General features: G+C 34.6%; 19 protein-coding genes and 1 pseudogene. 8 read left to right on the forward strand and 12 right to left on the reverse strand.

Annotated elements, in window-relative coordinates; translation table 11 throughout:
- Positions 1-73: 73 nt before the first annotated feature.
- The 6 genes from porN to topA form a co-directional block, all read right to left on the reverse strand.
- Complete coding sequence (porN, locus tag ACYQ5R_RS02135; RefSeq protein WP_460189258.1) at positions 74-985, reverse strand: type IX secretion system ring subunit PorN/GldN; 912 nt, start codon at positions 983-985, stop codon at positions 74-76.
- A 12-nt stretch (positions 986-997) separates the two neighbouring features.
- A complete protein-coding gene (gene porM / locus ACYQ5R_RS02140; RefSeq protein ID WP_460189259.1) occupies positions 998-2,548 on the reverse strand; it encodes a type IX secretion system motor protein PorM/GldM in 1,551 nt (516 codons plus the stop codon).
- Between the two features lie 41 nt (positions 2,549-2,589).
- Entirely contained in the window at positions 2,590-3,207 is a 618-nt protein-coding gene (porL, locus tag ACYQ5R_RS02145) for a type IX secretion system motor protein PorL/GldL (RefSeq protein WP_460189260.1), read from the reverse strand.
- 36 nt (positions 3,208-3,243) lie between these two features.
- A complete protein-coding gene (porK, locus tag ACYQ5R_RS02150; RefSeq protein WP_460189261.1) occupies positions 3,244-4,608 on the reverse strand; it encodes a T9SS ring complex lipoprotein PorK/GldK in 1,365 nt (454 codons plus the stop codon).
- A gap of 90 nt (positions 4,609-4,698) precedes the next feature.
- A complete protein-coding gene (locus tag ACYQ5R_RS02155; RefSeq protein WP_460189262.1) occupies positions 4,699-5,859 on the reverse strand; it encodes a formimidoylglutamase in 1,161 nt (386 codons plus the stop codon).
- A 49-nt stretch (positions 5,860-5,908) separates the two neighbouring features.
- Complete coding sequence (topA, locus tag ACYQ5R_RS02160; RefSeq protein WP_460189263.1) at positions 5,909-8,392, reverse strand: type I DNA topoisomerase; 2,484 nt, start codon at positions 8,390-8,392, stop codon at positions 5,909-5,911.
- Positions 8,393-8,590: 198 nt separating this feature from the next.
- On the opposite strand from topA, the gene miaB reads away from it, so the two are divergent.
- From miaB to groL, 7 genes are all read left to right on the forward strand, one after another.
- Positions 8,591-10,042, forward strand: a complete 1,452-nt coding sequence (gene miaB / locus ACYQ5R_RS02165) for a tRNA (N6-isopentenyl adenosine(37)-C2)-methylthiotransferase MiaB (RefSeq protein WP_460189264.1) — start codon at positions 8,591-8,593, stop codon at positions 10,040-10,042.
- 3 nt (positions 10,043-10,045) lie between these two features.
- Positions 10,046-11,284: a sigma-54 interaction domain-containing protein gene (locus ACYQ5R_RS02170; protein ID WP_460189265.1), complete on the forward strand. Its 1,239-nt coding sequence runs from the start codon at positions 10,046-10,048 to the stop codon at positions 11,282-11,284.
- Positions 11,274-11,792, forward strand: a complete 519-nt coding sequence (locus tag ACYQ5R_RS02175) for an LptE family protein (protein WP_460189266.1) — start codon at positions 11,274-11,276, stop codon at positions 11,790-11,792. The genes ACYQ5R_RS02170 and ACYQ5R_RS02175 overlap by 11 nt, the downstream gene beginning before the upstream one ends.
- Positions 11,792-12,490: a hypothetical protein gene (locus ACYQ5R_RS02180; protein ID WP_460189267.1), complete on the forward strand. Its 699-nt coding sequence runs from the start codon at positions 11,792-11,794 to the stop codon at positions 12,488-12,490. The genes ACYQ5R_RS02175 and ACYQ5R_RS02180 overlap by 1 nt, the downstream gene beginning before the upstream one ends.
- Positions 12,487-12,849 (forward strand): preprotein translocase subunit SecG, encoded by a 363-nt coding sequence (secG, locus tag ACYQ5R_RS02185; RefSeq protein WP_460189748.1) that lies wholly within the window; start codon positions 12,487-12,489, stop codon positions 12,847-12,849. Before ACYQ5R_RS02180 ends, secG begins: the two co-directional genes overlap by 4 nt.
- Before the next feature lie 141 nt (positions 12,850-12,990).
- Positions 12,991-13,269, forward strand: coding sequence for a co-chaperone GroES (locus ACYQ5R_RS02190; RefSeq protein WP_460189268.1), 279 nt, complete (start codon positions 12,991-12,993; stop codon positions 13,267-13,269).
- 18 nt (positions 13,270-13,287) lie between these two features.
- Positions 13,288-14,922: a chaperonin GroEL gene (gene groL / locus ACYQ5R_RS02195; protein ID WP_460189269.1), complete on the forward strand. Its 1,635-nt coding sequence runs from the start codon at positions 13,288-13,290 to the stop codon at positions 14,920-14,922.
- Positions 14,923-15,055: 133 nt separating this feature from the next.
- Here the strand turns inward: groL and ACYQ5R_RS02200 are convergent.
- From ACYQ5R_RS02200 to xrtF, 6 genes and pseudogenes are all read right to left on the reverse strand, one after another.
- Positions 15,056-15,145, reverse strand: a pseudogene (locus ACYQ5R_RS02200) (heavy metal-binding domain-containing protein); the annotation flags it as partial.
- A 134-nt stretch (positions 15,146-15,279) separates the two neighbouring features.
- Positions 15,280-15,648: a heavy-metal-associated domain-containing protein gene (locus ACYQ5R_RS02205; protein WP_460189270.1), complete on the reverse strand. Its 369-nt coding sequence runs from the start codon at positions 15,646-15,648 to the stop codon at positions 15,280-15,282.
- 10 nt (positions 15,649-15,658) lie between these two features.
- Complete coding sequence (locus ACYQ5R_RS02210) at positions 15,659-17,896, reverse strand: TonB-dependent receptor (protein ID WP_460189271.1); 2,238 nt, start codon at positions 17,894-17,896, stop codon at positions 15,659-15,661.
- 55 nt (positions 17,897-17,951) lie between these two features.
- The gene (locus tag ACYQ5R_RS02215; protein WP_460189272.1) at positions 17,952-18,389 is read right to left on the reverse strand and encodes an HYC_CC_PP family protein; all 438 of its coding nucleotides are present in this window, start codon (positions 18,387-18,389) and stop codon (positions 17,952-17,954) included.
- Between the two features lie 61 nt (positions 18,390-18,450).
- Positions 18,451-18,873: an exosortase F system-associated membrane protein gene (locus tag ACYQ5R_RS02220; RefSeq protein ID WP_460189273.1), complete on the reverse strand. Its 423-nt coding sequence runs from the start codon at positions 18,871-18,873 to the stop codon at positions 18,451-18,453.
- On the reverse strand, positions 18,870-19,412 hold the full coding sequence (gene xrtF / locus ACYQ5R_RS02225; protein WP_460189274.1) for an exosortase family protein XrtF: 543 nt from the start codon (positions 19,410-19,412) through the stop codon (positions 18,870-18,872). The genes ACYQ5R_RS02220 and xrtF overlap by 4 nt, the downstream gene beginning before the upstream one ends.
- A gap of 38 nt (positions 19,413-19,450) precedes the next feature.
- Between xrtF and ACYQ5R_RS02230 the strand changes: the two genes are divergently transcribed.
- A complete protein-coding gene (locus tag ACYQ5R_RS02230; protein WP_460189275.1) occupies positions 19,451-19,903 on the forward strand; it encodes a GAF domain-containing protein in 453 nt (150 codons plus the stop codon).
- Positions 19,904-19,976: the final 73 nt, after the last annotated feature.

Below are 19,976 nucleotides of genomic sequence, written 5' to 3' on the forward strand. Positions count from 1 at the left end.
TAAATTCTATTGAAGTTAAAACACAAAAAAACCTCTTGATGTCTCAAGAGGTTCTTTATAGTTTTTTTTTAGATTAGTAGTTCCAAAGATCTAACTCTTTGTCTCTAATTGTTTCTCTAATTCTATTAGATTCTAATACTTGGAATAAAGCATTTCCTTTAACATATTGCTCTACATCTCTATTTCCATAGATATTCTCTTCCCGATAAATAATCGCGTTAAACCTACGCGCATTTAACATGTGATCAAAAGAAATAGGATATGCAGAATTCTTTTCATTAAACACTTTCATATCATGCATTATATCACGTGCACCTGGATACCAAACCCAAAAGATTGGTAATTTTTCAGTAGCATTCACCAACTCCTGACGTCCTTTTGTTTGAACATCTTGAGCAATTGGCGCAATTGCCAATAAACGGTACTTCATTTCACCTTGACGTTTGTCTATATACCAAACCCCTTTTATTTTGAAGGCCTCAATATCTCTAGAAGTGATTTCCACTTTTTCGATATACTCCTCAATATTCGCATTTGGATCTGCATTCAATTCTCTAATACCAGCTTCTGTTGTATCTACTCTAAATAACTTAGCATCAATTTCCGCTTTCGTTAATTTATTCGTAAAATAAGAATCGTCATACACTTCTGTTATATCATCATCTGCAATAGCATCTAATAAAGTTTTGTATAAAGATTTTCTATTTGCAGAAGTGCTATTTTCATGAACTGGATAGTAGTACGGAAGATTTAAACGCTCGTTCAAATCAATATACTCCCAAACCACTTTCGACCATAACATATCTCTGTCATCTATATAGCCATAAGCTAATGGTTTGTCATTATCCGCTGCCAACTGCTCTTCTGTCTTTTTGCCAATTTCATCTGGCGTTGCAGCATTTAACAAATTTGTTTGCGCTGAAATAGTTGCTGTAAAAAACACAGTACTACATACTAAAACTAAACGCGTCCAATTCATCTTCATAATGTATTTCTTTTATTGAATCTCAATATTTACTGGTAAGGCATTTGGCACTTTTAAATTTGTACTAATACCAACAATACTTGATTTAACGTCAAAAATAGCAACTAAATCACCCACCCTTGCACGCTTTACAGCTGCCTGAGCTTGAGCATTTAATTTATTACCATTAACAGTAATGGTTGCTTGACCAGGAACCTTAATCTTAAAACTTTGAATTTTAAAATCTAAGTCGAATAAGAAATCTGGCAATTCAACACGTACTGTTGTTTTTTCTAAACTCGCTTTAGACATTTTAACCAATCCTGCTTCTTTTCTTACCGTAGCCATTGGTGTAGGTATGTCTTTGATTCTATAGGTTTTTTGACTTGCTTCTGTTGAACCATCAGGTAATTTAAAAGATACATTGATCTTTACTTCTCTACCTGTACTCGGTGTCATCATATACTTACCTAAACCTGCTGCCTTCTTTAAACCAGCTGCATTTGCAGTTACATCTTTATCAGCTACACCTGGTACAGAAATGGTCATAGGATTCGGCAATCCACGGTATACCACATTCATTTTATCTGCAGAAATAACTGCGTCACTTGGTTTACCTACAACCGTGTACTTAGTATCAATAGGAATTTCTACTTCTTCACCATCCTGCATAAAAGTAAACTTACCTTTTATAGAATTTTCTCCAACATTACCTGCAGTAATGTCTAAATAAGCAGCTCCATTTTGTCTACCGTCAACCGAACGACCATTAACAATAACATCTTTTGGTTTTAAAGAAGCATCATAACGACCTAATACAATCTCACCTTTAACACGCTCTCCAGGGAAGAATGTTGGTTTCTCTGGAATAAAAATTGTTTGATAAGTGTTAGCACTTACACTTGCATCTGTAGCTAACTGACCACCTAACATAGCATTTAAAATGTTACGCTCCGCTGAACGCACATCAGATTGCATTACACTTAATTTTGTTAAAGAAGCTACCGCTGGAAAGCCTACAAAATTATAATCAATCCATGTTTTTGTAACACCTTCTGAATCCGTAACATCATCTGTGGCAAAATACTCATTTACAGATTTTGCTTCAGCAGCAAATTCGTCTCCTAAAATAGAAGTAACCCCATCACGATATTTAGCAATTGCATCTAAAAAGGCTTGACCATCCTCAGTTATTGAACCTTTTTGGAAAAAGTATATATCTAAGTTGTCAGATTTATCCATTGCCTCGTAATTCTTCAAATCTTCTTCTTCAATACCTTCTAAAACTTTTGCTTTAACAGTATCTATTGCCGTATATAACTCAGCTGACAAAGCCTTGATTTGCTCTGCCTTCTCAAGCTCATCACCAAATTTATCTGGTTGCTCACTTGCTTTAAGTGCTAAACTAGCTAAGCTAGCTTCATTCTTTACTACTTGATTTTCATTAAAAGTAACCAAGCGCTCATTTATAATACCAAAGGCTGTAAGTACTTCTTTAGACATCTGCATTGCCATCATTGCAATGAAGACTAAGTACATCAGATTAATCATCTTCTGCCTTGGTGATAGTTTTCCTCCTGCCATAATTAATTCTTTTTAGGGTTAATGGTTAGACTAAATTTGAATTAATTCTTAGACATAGCAGATAACATTCCGCCATAAACGCCATTTAGTGAAGATAAGTTAGTAGCTAATGATTCCATTTGCTCTTTTAACTTACCAGCATTTTCAGCAGCTTCTTTATTAATTTCTGCTTGACGAGAAGCACCTTCTAATTGTACTTGGTATAAACTATTTAAAGACTCCATTTGAGAGGCAGCTAAAGATAGTTGCTCACTATATTTATTTGTAGCAGCAATAGAATCTACAGCAGGAGCAATATTTTCTGCAGCACCTTTAAAGTTTTGAATTGAATCTCCTAAACTTTTCATTAAACCTGCATCTAATTTTGCTTCTTGCAACATATCGTCTAATTTTTGAGATAACATTCCTTGAACATCACCTTTCTCTTTAGCTTTTCCTCCAGATAATTCTGGGTAAACTTTCGTCCAGTCTAATTCGTCTTCAACTGGTTCAAATGCAGAAATTGCGAATACCAATGCTTCTACTATCATACCGATCATAAGCATTTCGTTACCAAATTTCCAGTGTAATATTTTAAATAAGGCTCCTAAGATTACAATTGCAGCTCCTAGTCCGTAAGCCATATTAAAGATCTTCTTTGTCGATTTTGATTGTGCCATAATAATTTTAGTTTTAAATGATTAGTGGGGTTTAATTTAAGGATTAAGGTTAGTTCCAAGATAATCTTGCACAGTTCTAAAGCCCACATAGCTTCTTGCTGTATCAGCATACTCGTAGTCTCTTGTACTTACTTCCAAGAAATAAGCCACATCTTTCCATGAGCCTCCTCTGATTACCTTTCTTTTATTCTCTCTATCTTCTACATTCGGGTTCATAGTTGAACCTAAATAGAATGAAGCTTCGTTGTAGGCGGTATTCGTCCATTCCGACACATTACCAGCCATATTATACAATCCATAATCATTTGGATTGTAGGATTTTGCCTCTACCGTGTACAACGCACCATCAACTGCGTAATCACCTCTACTAGGCTTAAAGTTAGCTAAGAAACATCCTCTGTCGCTTGTAGCATATGGACCACCCCACGGAAACTTACCATAGTCTAGACCACCACGAGCTGCATATTCCCACTCAGACTCAGTTGCCAATCTAAATGCAGGAACTCTTACTACGTTTTTCTTAGTACTTAAATAATCGTTTTTCTTTTTAGTTCTCCAGCTACAAAACGCTTTTGCTTGCCCCCAAGTAACACCAACTACAGGATAATCTGCATAAGCTTGGTGGTAAAAATAGTCTTGATGCATTGGGTCGTTATAAGAATACATAAAGTCTTTCACCCATACTGTAGTGTCTGGATATACTTCAACAACTTCATGCTTAATATAATCACTTCTATTACCTCTATCTCTTGCCGCAGATTCTCTATCTAACCAAGAGTACGTATATTTTAATCTGGTTACATCTAACATTCTTCTTCCATCAAAACTTTCTTCTATTGGTAAATACATAGAATCAACCATTACCTCAGTATAGTATTCATCTGGAAAATCATTTTTATCCCAAATCAGGTCTTCTTCCCAATTTAAAAAACGACCTTGCGTTGGAGAGTTTACATTTCCTAAACTACCGTATGTATCCATCATATACTTTTCGTATACAGATGCATTTGCAGTATCAGCTGCTTTAAACTGATATGCAGCTAAAGGAGCAGCTGGATCATTTGGATCAGAGTACAAATCTGCTAAAAGAGCCAATTGAGTACGCGCAATTGAATCACGAACCCAATGCACGAATTCTTTATACTCGCTATTGGTAATTTCTGTTTCATCCATATAAAACGGACGCACTGTTACAGTTCTTGTTGGGGTATTTAATGCTCCAGAAACATCTTCATCTTGTTTACCCATGGTAAAAGAACCACCAGGAATTAAAGTCATTCCAAACGGTTTTTCAGCATGCCACTGACTTTTGGTTTTTACACCCACTAGCTCTCCTTTGTCGCTTTTACCACAACTAATCATAAAGGTTGCTAACAGTATAAACAATGATAATTTTCTCATAGTTAAAATGTATCTCTTCTAAATTCGCGTAAACCTATAAATTATTTTTTTAATAGCAATTCAAAATTTTACTTTATTTATTGCTTTTTATCACACCACCTTCTTCATTGTTTTAAACCACCTCTCTGGTATTTCCTGTTCATTTGCGTTCAAATAATCCTGATAGGTACATGGTATTAACGAATGTCTTTGGTATTTATTATTCTTTTTAAAATTAATTTCTAACCACCATCTTCCGCTCTTATCACTCTTGTAAAAATTAAGAACGTCATCATCTATTGGAACCATAAATTTCTGATACTGATCTCTTGTTCCAAATGGATAATCATTTGCTCTACAATTCACTCCTTCAATAAAATACCAAATGGTTTGAGCAATTAATTGTGCTGTTTGACTCTTTTGATCGTATTTGGCATTGTATTCATAAACTCCGAAAGAAGAAACTTTATCGCTTATGCCAGCATAGCGTCCAATTGCGCATAAATCTTCTCCATAAAATCCATTTGGTGATGCATTATTATTTGCAGGCGCTTCACTGTTTCTTACTGCACTAATATCTATAGATACGATATCTGCATCTCTCATAATTGGCTCTACCAATTCTATTTGATTAGCAACTTCACCTAGTCTGTAGGCTTCAAAAAACAAATCATTTATTAGATCTATTTCTTCTTGAGAATTAAAAAAAGTTTGAAATCCAATATTGCAGTAATTGAATAAATTGTTTGGTTTATCCATAATAATACTACTCATAAAGGATTCTGATGTTACTCCATCTTGTATAGATCCGAAATTAAATTTACTATCAACACAAACAAGATTAACAGTTTGCTCGAGTATATCGTAAGCTCTATAATTAGCATAGGTTAAATCTTGACCTCCACCAATTACAATTGGCAAAATATGCTGTTTTAATAAACTGCTCAACGTATCTTTTACAGCAAAATAAGTATCTTCTACTGTATTCCCTTGCTGTATATTTCCTATATCCGCGATTGTTGTGGCCCAACTGCCAGGGTATAATTGGTACAGCGCTTTTCTTATTGGAGCAAAGGTAGAACCCGTATCCTCATTATCTATTGCCTTACGCCCTTCTTGAACACCAACAATAGCAACACGCACCCCCTTTAAATCAGGCAATCCATTTTGCTGCGAATGTATGGCTATATGATGTCCTAGAGTCTGATCAGATTGCAACATAGCATGTGCAAAAACCGCATCATCAACAGGAGTCAAGAAGTCGGGGTTCATAATGTTTATTTGTCTTTTTAGGGGTTTAAAAGCTCTGCAAAGTAAGAATTTATTTCTTTTTGGACACTTTTTTTCTAGTGGTTTTCTTCTTTGGAGCTTTTTTAGCAATAATATCTTTCACCTCTTCTAAAGACATTTCTGCTACTTTTGTTGTCTTTGGCAATTCAATTTTTACCTTTCCTTGAATGATATTAAAACGTCCCCATCGGGCTTTTTCCACTCTAATTCCTTCATCTTCCCAGTTATGGACGATTTTCTCAATATCTTTTTGTTTTTTAGTTTCTATTAATTCAACAATATCATCATAGCTTAGGTTATCAAAATTGTATTTTTTATTGACATTGATAAAAGTATTGTTCCATTTTATAAAAGGTCCAAATCTACCAACACCCTTTTGCACAGGTAAATTTTCATATTCTGCAATAGGTGCATCTGCTTCTCTCTTCGCCTCGATTAATTCTATAGCTCTATCTAAATCAACTGATAAAGGGTTTTCATCTTTAGGCAAGGAAACAAACATTTTTCCAAATCGAACATAGGGTCCAAATCTACCGTTAGAAATAATCACTTCTTCATTCTCATATGAACCAACACTCTTTGGTAATAAAAATAAATCAAGAGCCTCTTCTATTGAAATAGTACCCAAAGTTTGATCACCCTGTAAACTTGCAAATTGCTTTTCTTCATCTTCTCTATCTCCAATTTGAACCATTGGCCCAAATTTACCTAAGCGCACTAAGACAGTTTTACCAGACTCTGGATGCACTCCTAATATCCGTTCACCTGACTCTCTCTCTGCATTTGCAGCTACATCTTCTACCCTATCATGAAATCCAGTGTAGAAATCTTTAATCATAGAGGTCCAGTCTTCTTTACCCTCTGCAATCTCATCAAATTCTGTCTCTACTTTTGCTGTAAAGCCATAATCTAAAATGGTAGTAAAATGCGCCACTAAAAAGTCGTTAACGATATTACCTATATCCGTTGGAACCAATTTACCTTTATCGCTACCAACCTTTTCAGTTAAAGTAGTAGAAGTAACATTTCCTTCTTTTAGCGTTAATTGTTCGTAGTTTCTTTCAACCCCTTCAACTGTTCCTTTTTCTATATAACCACGTCGTTGAACAGTAGAAATTGTTGGGGCGAATGTTGAAGGTCTACCAATACCTAATTCTTCTAAACGTTTTACAAGTGCCGCTTCAGAATATCTGTATGGTGGTTTAGAATACCTTTCTGTAGCTGTTATATACTGCTGATTTACCTCCTCACCAATTGCTAATTTGGGCAGCATTCCTTCTTGCTCTTCGTCTTCATTATCTGTTCCTTCTAAATAGACTTTTAAAAATCCATCAAAAGAAATCACTTCACCATTAGCAGTAAATATTTTATCATTGCTCGTATTCTTAATACGAACATTTGTTCTTTCTAATTGGGCATCACTCATTTGAGAAGCAACTGTGCGCTTCCAAATTAGTGCATACAATCTATCTTGATCATAATCAACAGACACTGCTTGACGCTCCAAATTGGTTGGTCGAATCGCTTCGTGCGCCTCTTGAGCTCCTTTTGATTTATTTGTATAACTTCTTGGCTTGCTGTATTTAGCACCGTATAAATCTGTAATAGTTTCTTGCGCTGCACTCATAGCATCATCAGATAAGTTTACACTATCTGTTCTCATATATGTAATCAAACCAGCCTCATATAAACGCTGCGCCATCATCATGGTTTTAGCAACTGGAAAATACAATTTTCTTGATGCCTCTTGCTGTAATGTAGATGTTGTAAATGGAGGTGCAGGAGATTTTTTAGCTGGAGTTTTCTTTAAATCAGCAATAGAAAATGTTGTGCCTGCACAGCTTGATAAAAAGTTCTCTGCCTCTTCTCTAGATTCAAAATTCTTAGGCAACTTTGCTTTGAATTTTTTACCATCAGCATTTGTAAACTCCGCAACCACTCTAAAAGAAGGAATCGGATTGAATGCTTGTATCTCACGTTCACGCTCTACAATTAATCGTACAGCAACAGATTGCACTCTACCTGCAGAAAGCCCACCTTTAACTTTACGCCATAATACTGGAGACAACTCATATCCTACAAGTCTGTCTAGTACTCTTCGCGCTTGCTGGGCATTAACTAAATTGTAATTAATACTACGTGGATTTTCTACGGCTCTAAGAATAGCTTTTTTAGTAATCTCGTGGAAAACAATACGTTTTGTATTTTCAGGCTTTAGTTTTAGTTGTTCAAACAAGTGCCACGCAATAGCTTCTCCTTCTCGATCCTCATCACTTGCCAACCAAACCGTATCAACTTTTTTTGCAATATCTTTAAGTTTCTTAACAACAGCTTTTTTATCTGTTGATACTTTATATTTAGGCATAAAGTCGCCTTCAACATTAATCCCTAATTCTTTAGAAGGTAAGTCTGCAATATGTCCAAAACTAGATTCAACTTGGAAATCTTTACCTAAAAATTTCTCTATGGTTTTTGCCTTTGCTGGTGACTCAACTATAACTAAATTCTTTGCCATACATCATTTCAATTTACCCCTTGTATACCTTTATATACATTGGGAGTTTTCGGATTGCAAATGTAGATAGTTTTTTTTTAATACAAATTAAGAAGTGTTTTTTTAAACTCCTAAGGCAAAGTTCTATCTACTATTTTCTGCCAATATGTCACGCTTTTCAGAAATTGGTTGTATCTTTGCAAACCAAGAATTTTAGATATGGCAACGGAACATGTAATTGAAGAAAAAAAGCAAGGACAAGCACTTATTACTGAGAATAAAGCAGGTAATACGCGTAAACTATATATTGAAAGCTATGGCTGTCAAATGAATTTAAACGACAGTGAAATTGTAGCATCTATTCTATCTGAACAAGGTTTTAATACCACAGTTCAAATGGAAGAAGCAGATTTAGTTTTAGTGAACACTTGCTCAATTAGAGAAAAGGCAGAACAAACTGTAAGAAAACGTTTACAAAAATACAACGCAGTTAAAAAAATCAATCCACAAATGAAGGTTGGTGTTTTAGGTTGTATGGCAGAACGTTTAAAAGAGAAATTTTTAGAAGAAGAAAAGATTGTTGATCTTGTTGTTGGTCCTGATGCGTATAGAGATTTACCAAACCTTTTAGAAGAGATTTATGCTGGTAGAGATGCTGTAAATGTAATTTTATCTAAAGACGAAACTTATGGCGATGTATCTCCTGTTAGATTAAACACCAATGGAGTATCTGCATTTGTATCTATTACAAGAGGGTGTGATAATATGTGTACATTTTGCGTTGTGCCTTTTACTAGAGGTAGAGAACGTAGTAGAGATCCGCAAAGTATCGTAAAAGAAATTCAAGAATTAGTAGATAATAACTATAAAGAAGTTACTCTATTAGGTCAAAATGTAGATAGCTACCTTTGGTATGGAGGTGGGTTGAAAAAAGACTTTAAGAAAGCCTCAGCTATTGCTCAAGCAACGGCTATCGATTTTGCGCAGCTACTTGATTTATGTGCCACTACTTTTCCTAAAACACGATTCAGATTCTCAACTTCTAATCCACAAGACATGAGCCTAAACGTGTTGCACGCTATGGCTAAGCATAAAAATATTTGTAAATACATTCACTTACCAGTTCAAAGTGGCAGTACAAATATGCTAAAAGCTATGAACCGTCAGCACACGCGTGAAGAATATATTGAGTTAATTGACAATGTGCGTAAAATAGTACCTGATTGTGCTTTAAGTCAAGATATGATTGCTGGTTTCTGTGGGGAGACTGAACAAGACCACCAAGACACCTTGAGCCTGATGGAATATGTTAAATACGATTTCGGTTTTATGTTTGCTTATTCTGAGCGTCCTGGAACGCCTGCTGCTAAAAAAATGCCAGATGATGTGCCAATGGATGTTAAAAAGCGAAGATTAAATGAAATCATTCAGCTGCAGCAAGCGCACGGTTATTTTAGAACGAAACAATTTGTTGGAAAAACTGTTGAGGTATTAATTGAAGGAACATCTAAAAAATCGGATGCGCATTGGAAAGGCCGTAACTCTCAAAACACTGTAGTAGTTTTCCCTAAAGAAAATTACAAACTAGGTGAATTTGTAAATGTAAACATTGAAGATTGCACATCGGCAACCTTAATAGGTACTGCTGTTGAGTACTCGTCAAATAATTAAGCTATGGAATCATTACAAGCCATTAAACAACGTTTTGGCATTATTGGAAACGATGCCTACCTCAACCGAGCTTTAGAAAAAGCCACTCGTGTTGCTCCTACTGATATATCCGTTTTAGTAACAGGTGAAAGTGGTGTTGGTAAGGAAAGTATTCCTAGAATTATTCATGCACTTTCGCATAGAAAGCACTCGAAATATATTGCAGTAAACTGTGGCGCTATACCTGAAGGAACCATCGACAGTGAATTATTCGGTCATGAAAAAGGGGCTTTTACTGGCGCTACTTCAACTAGAAGCGGATATTTTGAAGTGGCAGATGGAGGAACTATCTTTCTAGACGAAGTTGGTGAATTACCGTTAACCACACAAGTTCGCTTATTGCGTGTTTTAGAAAATGGTGAATTTATTAAAGTAGGTTCAAGTAAGGTGCAAAAAACAGATGTGCGTATTGTAGCTGCAACTAACCTAAAAATGCAAGAAGCTATTGAAAAAGGGAAGTTTAGAGAAGACCTTTACTACAGGTTAAGTACTATAGAAATTGATCTCCCTCCTTTACGCAGCAGAAACGAAGATATCCATTTATTATTTAGAAAGTTTGCTGCAGATTTTGCTCAGAAATACAAAATGCCAACTATCAGATTAACAGATGATGCCATTCAACTATTACAACGCTACAATTTCCCTGGTAATATTAGACAGTTAAGAAATATAGCCGAACAAATATCTGTAGTTGAAGAAAATAGAAGTGTAGATGCAGAAAAACTACGTCAGTATTTACCCATCTACAACAACCCTAATTTACCTTCTGTAATCGAAGACAAAAAGTCGAGTTCAGATTTCGCTAATGAACGTGAGATTATGTACAAGATTTTGTTTGACATGAGAAATGACATCAAAAACTTAGAGCAACTAACCATGGAGTTAATGAAAAGTGGTAACAGTGCTCAATTTCAAGAAGAGAATCGTCATTTAATTGAAAAGATCTATCAAGCTCCAAAAGAAAATGAACCTACAAACGTTGAAGTAGTTTATCCTAAAGAAACGAATTATGCTACCGAAACTCCAAGTTATGATTTTGCAGAAACGGTAGAAGAACACGAATCGCTATCTTTACAGGACAAAGAATTCGAATTAATTAAAAAATCTTTAGAACGCAACAACGGAAAACGTAAATTAGCAGCTAAAGAATTGGGTATATCTGAACGTACCTTGTACCGAAAAATCAAACAATATGACCTCTAAAAGACTAAGAACATATTTATTCTCTTTTTTTGCATTTACCCTATTAGTTACAACCCAAAGTTGCTACACTTTTGGTGGTGTAACTCTAGATAGTAGAGTGAAAACAGTTCAAGTAGACTTTTTTCCTAACAATGCTCCTTTGATAGAACCAACTTTAAGTCAGGCATTTACCTTGGCCCTACAAGACATTTTTATTAGTCAGACCAATTTAGACATGGTAAAGTCTGGTGGTGATATACATTTTGAAGGAGAGATTGTAGGGTACCGCATAAATCCAATGACTGCAACTGCAGAACAAACTGCCGCTCAAAACAGATTGACAGTTACAGTTAATGTGCGTTACTTCAATAAGTATGAAGAGGATAAAAACTTTGAGCAACGCTTTACACATTACCATGATTATGATGGAAATGCACAGTTAGTTGGTAGTGTTCTTCAAGATGCTTTTGCTGATATTTTAGAACGTATTACTCAAGATATATTTAATGCATCTGTGGCCAACTGGTAATGACAGTATCGGACTATACATATCTATTACAACACCCTGATAATATTTCAGAAGAGCAACAAACGCAGTTAGTTGCATTGATTAAAGAATTCCCTTTTTTACAGTCTGCAAGAGCTTTACAACTATTAGGGTTAAAAAACAGTAATAGCATACATTACAATCAAAGTTTAAAAACAACAGCGGCGTATACTAGTGATAGATCAGTTCTTTTTGATTTAATTACCTCTTCACTGTTTCAAAAAACAGCTCAACAGCATAGTATTAATGCTATAGATGTTGTAGGAGTAGAAACAATTGAAGAAGCCCATGAGGCTTTAGAAATTGGCAAACCTCTTACCTTTAACAAAGCAGAAGTATTTTCATTTAATGAGTGGTTGCAATTAAGTAAAATAAAACCTGTTGTTCGCGAAAAACCAGTTGTAAAAACTCCGAGTAAATTTGACCTAATAGATCGTTTTATAGCTAATAATCCTAAAATTTCCCCGGTTAAAAAAGATGGTATACAACCAGCTAATAAAGCAGATGTAATAACAGACTACAACAGCTTAATGACAGAAACTTTAGCGCAGATTTATGTAGAGCAAAAAAAGTTCAAAAACGCGATAAAAGCTTATGAAATATTAAGTTTGAAATATCCAGAAAAAAGTACTTTCTTTGCAGACCGAATTAAAGCGATCAAAATCTTAGAAAATAAATAATTATGTTTAATATCTTTTTAATCTTAATCATTGCAATTGCAGTATTACTTGTTTTAATCATTATGGTTCAAAACCCAAAAGGCGGAGGGTTATCTTCTTCTTTTGGAGGTGGCGGAGGAGCGCAATCTTTAGGAGGTGGTGTACAGAGTACAACTAACTTTTTAGACAAAAGTACTTGGACGCTATCTATTGTATTATTAGCATTAATCTTATCATCTAACATTGTTGCTCCTAGAGGTAACAACTTACAAGATGACACTACAATTCAGAACACTCTTGATGAAAGAGAGGTTCAAGATTTCACTACAGAAGAAAATGATGCTGTTCCTGTAACAACTCAAGGTGATAGTGTACAATAATCAATAAAATTCTACAATTAAAATGCCATCGTAATGACACGATGGCATTTTTTTTTACCATTTGGCATAGATTTTCATTTGGCATACTTTTGGAAAAAAGGCAACCTGTAATAACGAATTATAATTTAAAATTATTCAACTATGAGTAACGTGAAAATACAACCTTTAGCTGACAGAGTTCTTGTAGAGCCTGCTCCAGCTGAAACAACTACTGCTAGCGGTATTATCATACCAGATTCTGCAAAAGAAAAACCACAAAGAGGAACTGTTGTTGCTGCTGGAAATGGCACTAAAGACCAACCTTTAACTGTTAAAGTTGGCGATACTGTTTTATACGGAAAATACGCAGGAACAGAACTTAACTTTGAAGGAACAGATTATTTAATCATGAGAGAGAGCGACATTTTCGCAATCATCTAATCAAAAAAATTAAAAGACATGGCAAAAGATATTAAATTTGATATTGAAGCACGCGACGGACTTAAACGCGGTGTTGATGCATTGGCAAATGCAGTAAAAGTTACCTTAGGACCAAAAGGAAGAAATGTAGTTATCGGGAAAGCTTTTGGAGGGCCAGCTGTAACCAAAGATGGTGTATCGGTAGCAAAAGAAATTGAGTTAGAAGATGCATTAGAAAACATGGGAGCTCAAATGGTTAAAGAAGTAGCTTCTAAAACTAATGATTTAGCTGGTGACGGTACAACAACTGCAACTGTATTGGCACAAGCAATCGTAAAAGAAGGATTAAAAAATGTTGCTGCTGGAGCAAATCCTATGGATTTGAAACGCGGTATTGACAAAGCAGTTACAGCAATTGTTGCGAACTTACAAGAGCAAACTCAAGAAGTAGGTAGCAATAGCGAAAAAATAAAACAAGTAGCTTCTATTTCTGCAAATAACGACAACACTATTGGTGAGTTAATTGCTGAAGCTTTTGATAAAGTTGGTAAAGAAGGAGTTATTACTGTAGAAGAAGCTAAAGGTACATCTACGTATGTTGATGTAGTTGAAGGGATGCAGTTTGACAGAGGATATTTATCTCCTTACTTCGTTACCAATACTGATAAAATGTTAGTTGATTTAGAGAGTCCGTATATTTTATTATTCGAAAAGAAAATCTCTAATTTAAAAGATTTATTACCTGTTTTAGAGCCAGTTGCTCAAAGCGGTAAACCTTTATTAATTATTGCAGAAGATGTTGAAGGTGAGGCTCTAGCTACTTTGGTAATGAACAAGTTAAGAGGTGCATTAAAAATTGCTGCTGTTAAGGCTCCAGGTTTTGGAGATCGTAGAAAAGCAATGTTACAAGATATCGCTATCTTAACTGGTGGTACCGTGATTTCTGAAGAGCTAGGATTATCTTTAGAGAAAACAACTCTAGATATGTTAGGTACTGCTGAAAGAGTAACTATCGACAAAGACAACACTACAATTGTAAATGGTGCTGGTGATGCAGATACTATTAAAACTAGAGTTTCTCAAATCAAATCTCAAATTGAGACCACTACTTCAGATTACGATAAAGAGAAATTACAAGAGCGTTTAGCTAAGTTGGCTGGTGGAGTTGCCGTTTTATATGTTGGCGCTGCTTCTGAGGTTGAGATGAAAGAAAAGAAAGATCGTGTAGATGATGCTTTACATGCAACAAGAGCTGCTGTTGAAGAAGGTATTATTGCAGGCGGTGGAGTTGCTTTAGTTAGATCTAAAGAAACATTAGAAAGCATTACTACAGATAATTTAGACGAAGTAACTGGTATCAAAATTATTGACAGAGCTATTGAAGAGCCATTACGTCAAATAGTTGAAAATACGGGTAAAGAAGGTTCTGTTGTAGTATCTAAAGTTCTAGAAGGTTCAGGTGATTACGGATACAATGCAAAATCTGACACATATGTTAATATGTTAGAAGCAGGAATTATTGATCCTAAGAAAGTAACTCGTGTAGCATTAGAAAATGCTGCTTCTGTTTCTGGTATGATTCTAACAACTGAATGTGCCTTAGTAGATATCAAAGAAGATGCTCCTGCTGCTGCAATGCCTCCAATGGGTGGTGGTATGCCAGGGATGATGTAATGTCTTTAATCAATAAAACAAAAAACCCGCCTAAAAGGCGGGTTTTTTAGTTTCAATGCGATTCTTAAGAATGTTTATGCTCATTATCATGACCCTCACCTTCTTTTTTATAACCATCATGCTCTTCAGATTTTTTCTCAACTAAATCCATTTTACATACTGGGCATTTTGCATCTTTATCTGCATATGTTTTATCTCCTTCGCATTCCATAGGACAATAATATGCAGCAGCTACCTCTTCTGTTTGATGCTCATGCGGATGTTTATGCTCTTCTTTTTTCTCTTTAGAGCAGCTTGTTAAACTAACAGCCACAATTATTAATGCACTTGATATTATTTTTTTCATGGTTGAATTATTTAATGTTCTCCTGGTTTTTCATGGTCCTTAACTACATCTGGGTCGTTGTATTTACAACAAGGATCTAGCGCATCGTAAGCTTTTTCTGTAGTTTCTACTTCTGCAGTACTATGCCCAACTTCAGCTATTTTTTGCTTGATTACTATAGGAGTAGTTTTACGCTCATCTATAATTAATGATAATTGATGGCTCTCTACACTCCAACTCGCAAACTTTACACCCTTTACACTTAAAGCAGCTTTTTCAATACGCTTTTTACACATACCGCAAACTCCTGCCACTTCAAATTCTACTTTTGCATTTTTATTCTGTGCCATTGCTGGCATTAACATGGCAAATACAAACGCTATTACTAATAATTTCTTCATTGTTTTAATTTTAGTTTATTTTAAATCTTAATCCTGTATAATAATTAGCTCCATTAATTGGCGCATAAATCATAGTACTATCAAAGTAAGGTCCAAATGGGTTGTCTGCACTCACAATTGGATTGTCTTGAGTTGTATTGGTAATGTTTTCACCCCCCACATAGATTTCAAATTTAGGAGAAAAAACTTTGGTAACTTGAAAATTCAATAAGTTTTGCACTCCAGAGTATTCGGGCTTTTGATATTCTTCAGGATTACTTCCTGTAAATGGAAAACGTTGCTCACCAACCCAATTATAAGTAACATCAAATTTCCAATTACTATTATTTCTAATTTCTGTTTGATATCCCAAATTTGCGAAAAAACGATGCTTTGGAATTAAAGGCTTCTCTAAATTACCTGATTTATAATCAGTCGTAATATCATAGTATTTATACGATGTCTTCACATCAAATCTATTAAAAGGCTCATAACTCAACTCTACTTGAAAACTATTAGCATTACTATCTCCATCTAAATTATAAAAGTTAATCTCTTGTGGATTTTCCCAATCAACAACTACTTGATTTGTAAAATTTGTTAGATAATAATCCACAATCACATCTCCTTTTCTACCAAACAAATTAAATCCCTGCAAAAAACTAACTCCATAATTCCAAGCCGTTTCAGGATCCAATCCGTATGCACCATCACCAGTATTTTCAATCATGATAGCCCTGTTAGAAGCAAACAATTGTTGATTTTCTGCAAACACACTTGCACTTCTTTTACCTTTACCAGCAGAAGCTCTTAAAACACCTTTTTCCCAAGGAGCATAGCGCACATGCAGTCTAGGCGTTACAAAAAATCCTAACACATTGTGCTGATCGGCACGAATACCTACTGTAATACTAAAATCATCTACGTTGTCAAAAGAGTATTCAAAAAATCCACCAATACTATTCTCTGCTCTACCATAATTTGCAGTATTCACAAGCTCATCATATTTGTCATATGTAAAGGTCAACCCTGTTTTAAACTTACTTCTAGTATCTCCAATAATTGAGTTAAACAGTAAACTTGAATACATACTATTATGGGTAATGTCATACGTTCTTAATCCGTAATAGGCTTCTTGCTCATGAAAACTATAAGCTGTTTGAAACCCCCAACTTTGGTATGGAATCTCAGGATATACATAACCAATTTTTAGGGCTGTGTCAAATCTTCTGGTATCTATTTCGCTCCCCCAAGCGTTGGTCGTCATTTTATCTGTATCAGGATTAAAATCCGCTTGACCTGCCTGTTTTGAATCGCCCATATACCTCACGTTAAAAAAGCCAACCCAACCTTTATCAAGGTTTTGGTATTGCCAACGGTTCATCACATTTATTTGATTTGCCAAAGGCACATCTAAAAAGCCATCATCATTCTGATCTACTTCTAATGATCTGTGATTACCATGTACATAAATACCAGTACTCCATTTATCATTTAAAATATGATTAAAATGTGTATTTAATTCTAAACGCCCCATTAAAGAACCATAGGCATTAATAAATAACTGATCATCAGTTGCTGGCTTTACCAACTCAGCATTAATTTGCCCTGCAATACTTTCAAAACCATTTACAACACTACCAGCTCCTTTAGTAATTTGGATACTCTCAACCCAAGTACCAGGAGTAAATGTTAATCCGTAAGCTTGAGAAGCTCCACGAACATTTGGTATATTTTCCTGTGCTATTAATATATAAGGGCTGTTTAAACCTAACATATTAATTTGTTTTGTTCCAGTAACGGCATCAGAGAAATTCACATCAATCGACGGATTGGTTTCAAAACTTTCTGATAAATTACAACAAGCTGCTTTTAACAGCTCTTCACTTGTAATTTTAGATACATTAGCCGTTGCAGTATACGACACAAAACTTGTTCGTTTTCTGGCCTGAATAGTTACTTCATCTAACTGACCCTGTGGTTTTAAAATATGATGTATTTCAATAGGTGTTGCTACTGTAATGGTATCTGTTTGATAGCCCACATAACTAATAACAAGCTCCCTACTTTCTTGCGACAATTCAATTTCGAACAAACCGTCTAGATCGGTAGTAGAACCAATATTGGTATTGAGCCAATGCACGTTGGCTCCTGGTAATGGAGTTACATTACTATTTTCTTCTGTCATTACCATTCCCTTTAAAGTAGATTGTGAAAAGAGACCCATTGGCAATAACATATATACTAGATATATATATACATTTTTCATTTTTTGAGATTTAATTTTACAAATTCATTCTTCACCTTTTAAATAAAGGTGTGAATCAAATTCTAAAATTCTCAAATAACACTGTTATGTTTTCCTGCTGAAGTGGAGGCTTATAAAAAGTAATTTCTTTAGAGGCCTCTGTTTTTTGAACATCAAAAGCAGTATAAACATAGGCTAAAGCTAAAGAAAAATAAACATCTGGTAGTTGCTCAGATTGAGCTGCTTGCTGCTCTATATCATTACCATCTATTATTTGCTTAGTATCTTTACAACGCATAGCTTCGTTGTCATCACAATGTGTAGAAGAAGAATTTTCTTCACTTTTAGATTCGTGATTCATATCCATTCCGCAGCAAGACTTTGCCTTGGCAAATATTGCAGTATCAACTATAGTATCTCCACAGTAATGCGTATTAACAGTATAAGAAAAACTAGAAAACAGCACGACTAGCCCCATTAACATTGCTCCTATTTTAGATATCACTTTTTTCACGATGCAACAAAAATACGCAATCAAACTAAAATAAAATGTTAAAGTTAATCCTGTTACTGTTTTACCTTTTTTGAAAATAAAATGCCGGCAGCAGAAGCAATAATAAAATTGGATGAATTAATATTCTACGAATATAAAATGGAAATAAGTATCCTGAAGAAAATTTTGTTGACACCAAAACAACGAATATGGTTGATAAAATTAAAAAGCATAAAAGAAATACTTTCATAGAAAACTTCACCAAATCCAAATCCAAAAAAGCATAATAAATAACTAGCAGTGAAATTCCAGTATTTAATGCAAATCGTAAAAAAAGAGACATTACCAATTTTGGCAAATCAACTTCCGGAAATCCTCCTTGCAAAAATTCATTTTTAAAGTAAATAATAAAGGGATCATAAAATAGATTGGCAGCAAATGCCCTAATTAAAACTAGCAATAATACAGCCCCTAGCACACCTACAATCCTTGAAACAACACTCATTTCTTTTGAGATTTAATAGCATATTTCTTTACCCATATTACCCATAATAAAAACACCATTCCATAAATAATACCTGGAAAAACAACACCATGTAAAAAATCAGAATATTCAGGGTAGTGATAAATACCAATTGCCAATATTGCAATTCTTAAAATATTAGCTACATAAATTATAAGCAATCCAATAATACCGAACAAAACAGTATTCTTATAATTGCCCTTAAAAGCAATAATAAAAGCCAAAAACAAAATCATTACACTCACAGCAGTGCAACCTTCAACAATTTTTGCTACGGAGCTTTGATTTATAGTAAACAATATAGAAAGTTCGTTTATACTTTGTGAAAGTTCAACGTTATAACCTAAGACTTCAACCACAGATTTAGACTGTTCTGCAACAACTTTTGTTATAGGGGCGCAACCAAAAAAACTATTAGTTTCTTGGGCACTATTTAAATACAAACTATACAAGACAGTTAGCGTTATATATACAGTAAAAAAACGAAGTAAAAATTGTATGACAGCCTTATTCTTATTCAATCAAAAGGTATTAGTTTTGCATCAAATTTAAACAAACTATGGAAATAGCAATTTTAAAAAACAATATTGATTCAATAATTTCAAAAGCAACTAACACAAGTGAAGCCTTACAAGGTATTTGTGACTTTTTAAAAGGTGAAATTTCGTACTATGACTGGGTTGGTTTTTATTTTAAAAACGGAGATAAGGAGGAATTAAAATTGGCTCAATTTGCAGGAGAACCAACTGAACATACCATTATTCCTTTTGGTAAAGGTATTTGCGGGCAAGTAGCTGTTAGTAATGAGAATTTTGTTGTGCAGGATGTAAGTGAGCAAGACAATTATATTTCTTGTGGTTGGAAAGTGAAATCTGAGATTGTAATTCCGATGTTTAAAAATGGTGAGAATATTGGTCAAATTGATATAGACTCACATAGCAAAAATCCTTTTGTAAAAGAAGACGAAGTTCTATTAGAATACGTTTGTGAACAAGTTGCTAAAATTGTTTAAAAATTAACAGTTATTTAGTTGTAATATAGGTTGTAGAACCTCTGTTGATTTTCTACATTTGTTTGCAAATTTT

It is taken from the genome of Urechidicola sp. KH5, assembly GCF_054661455.1.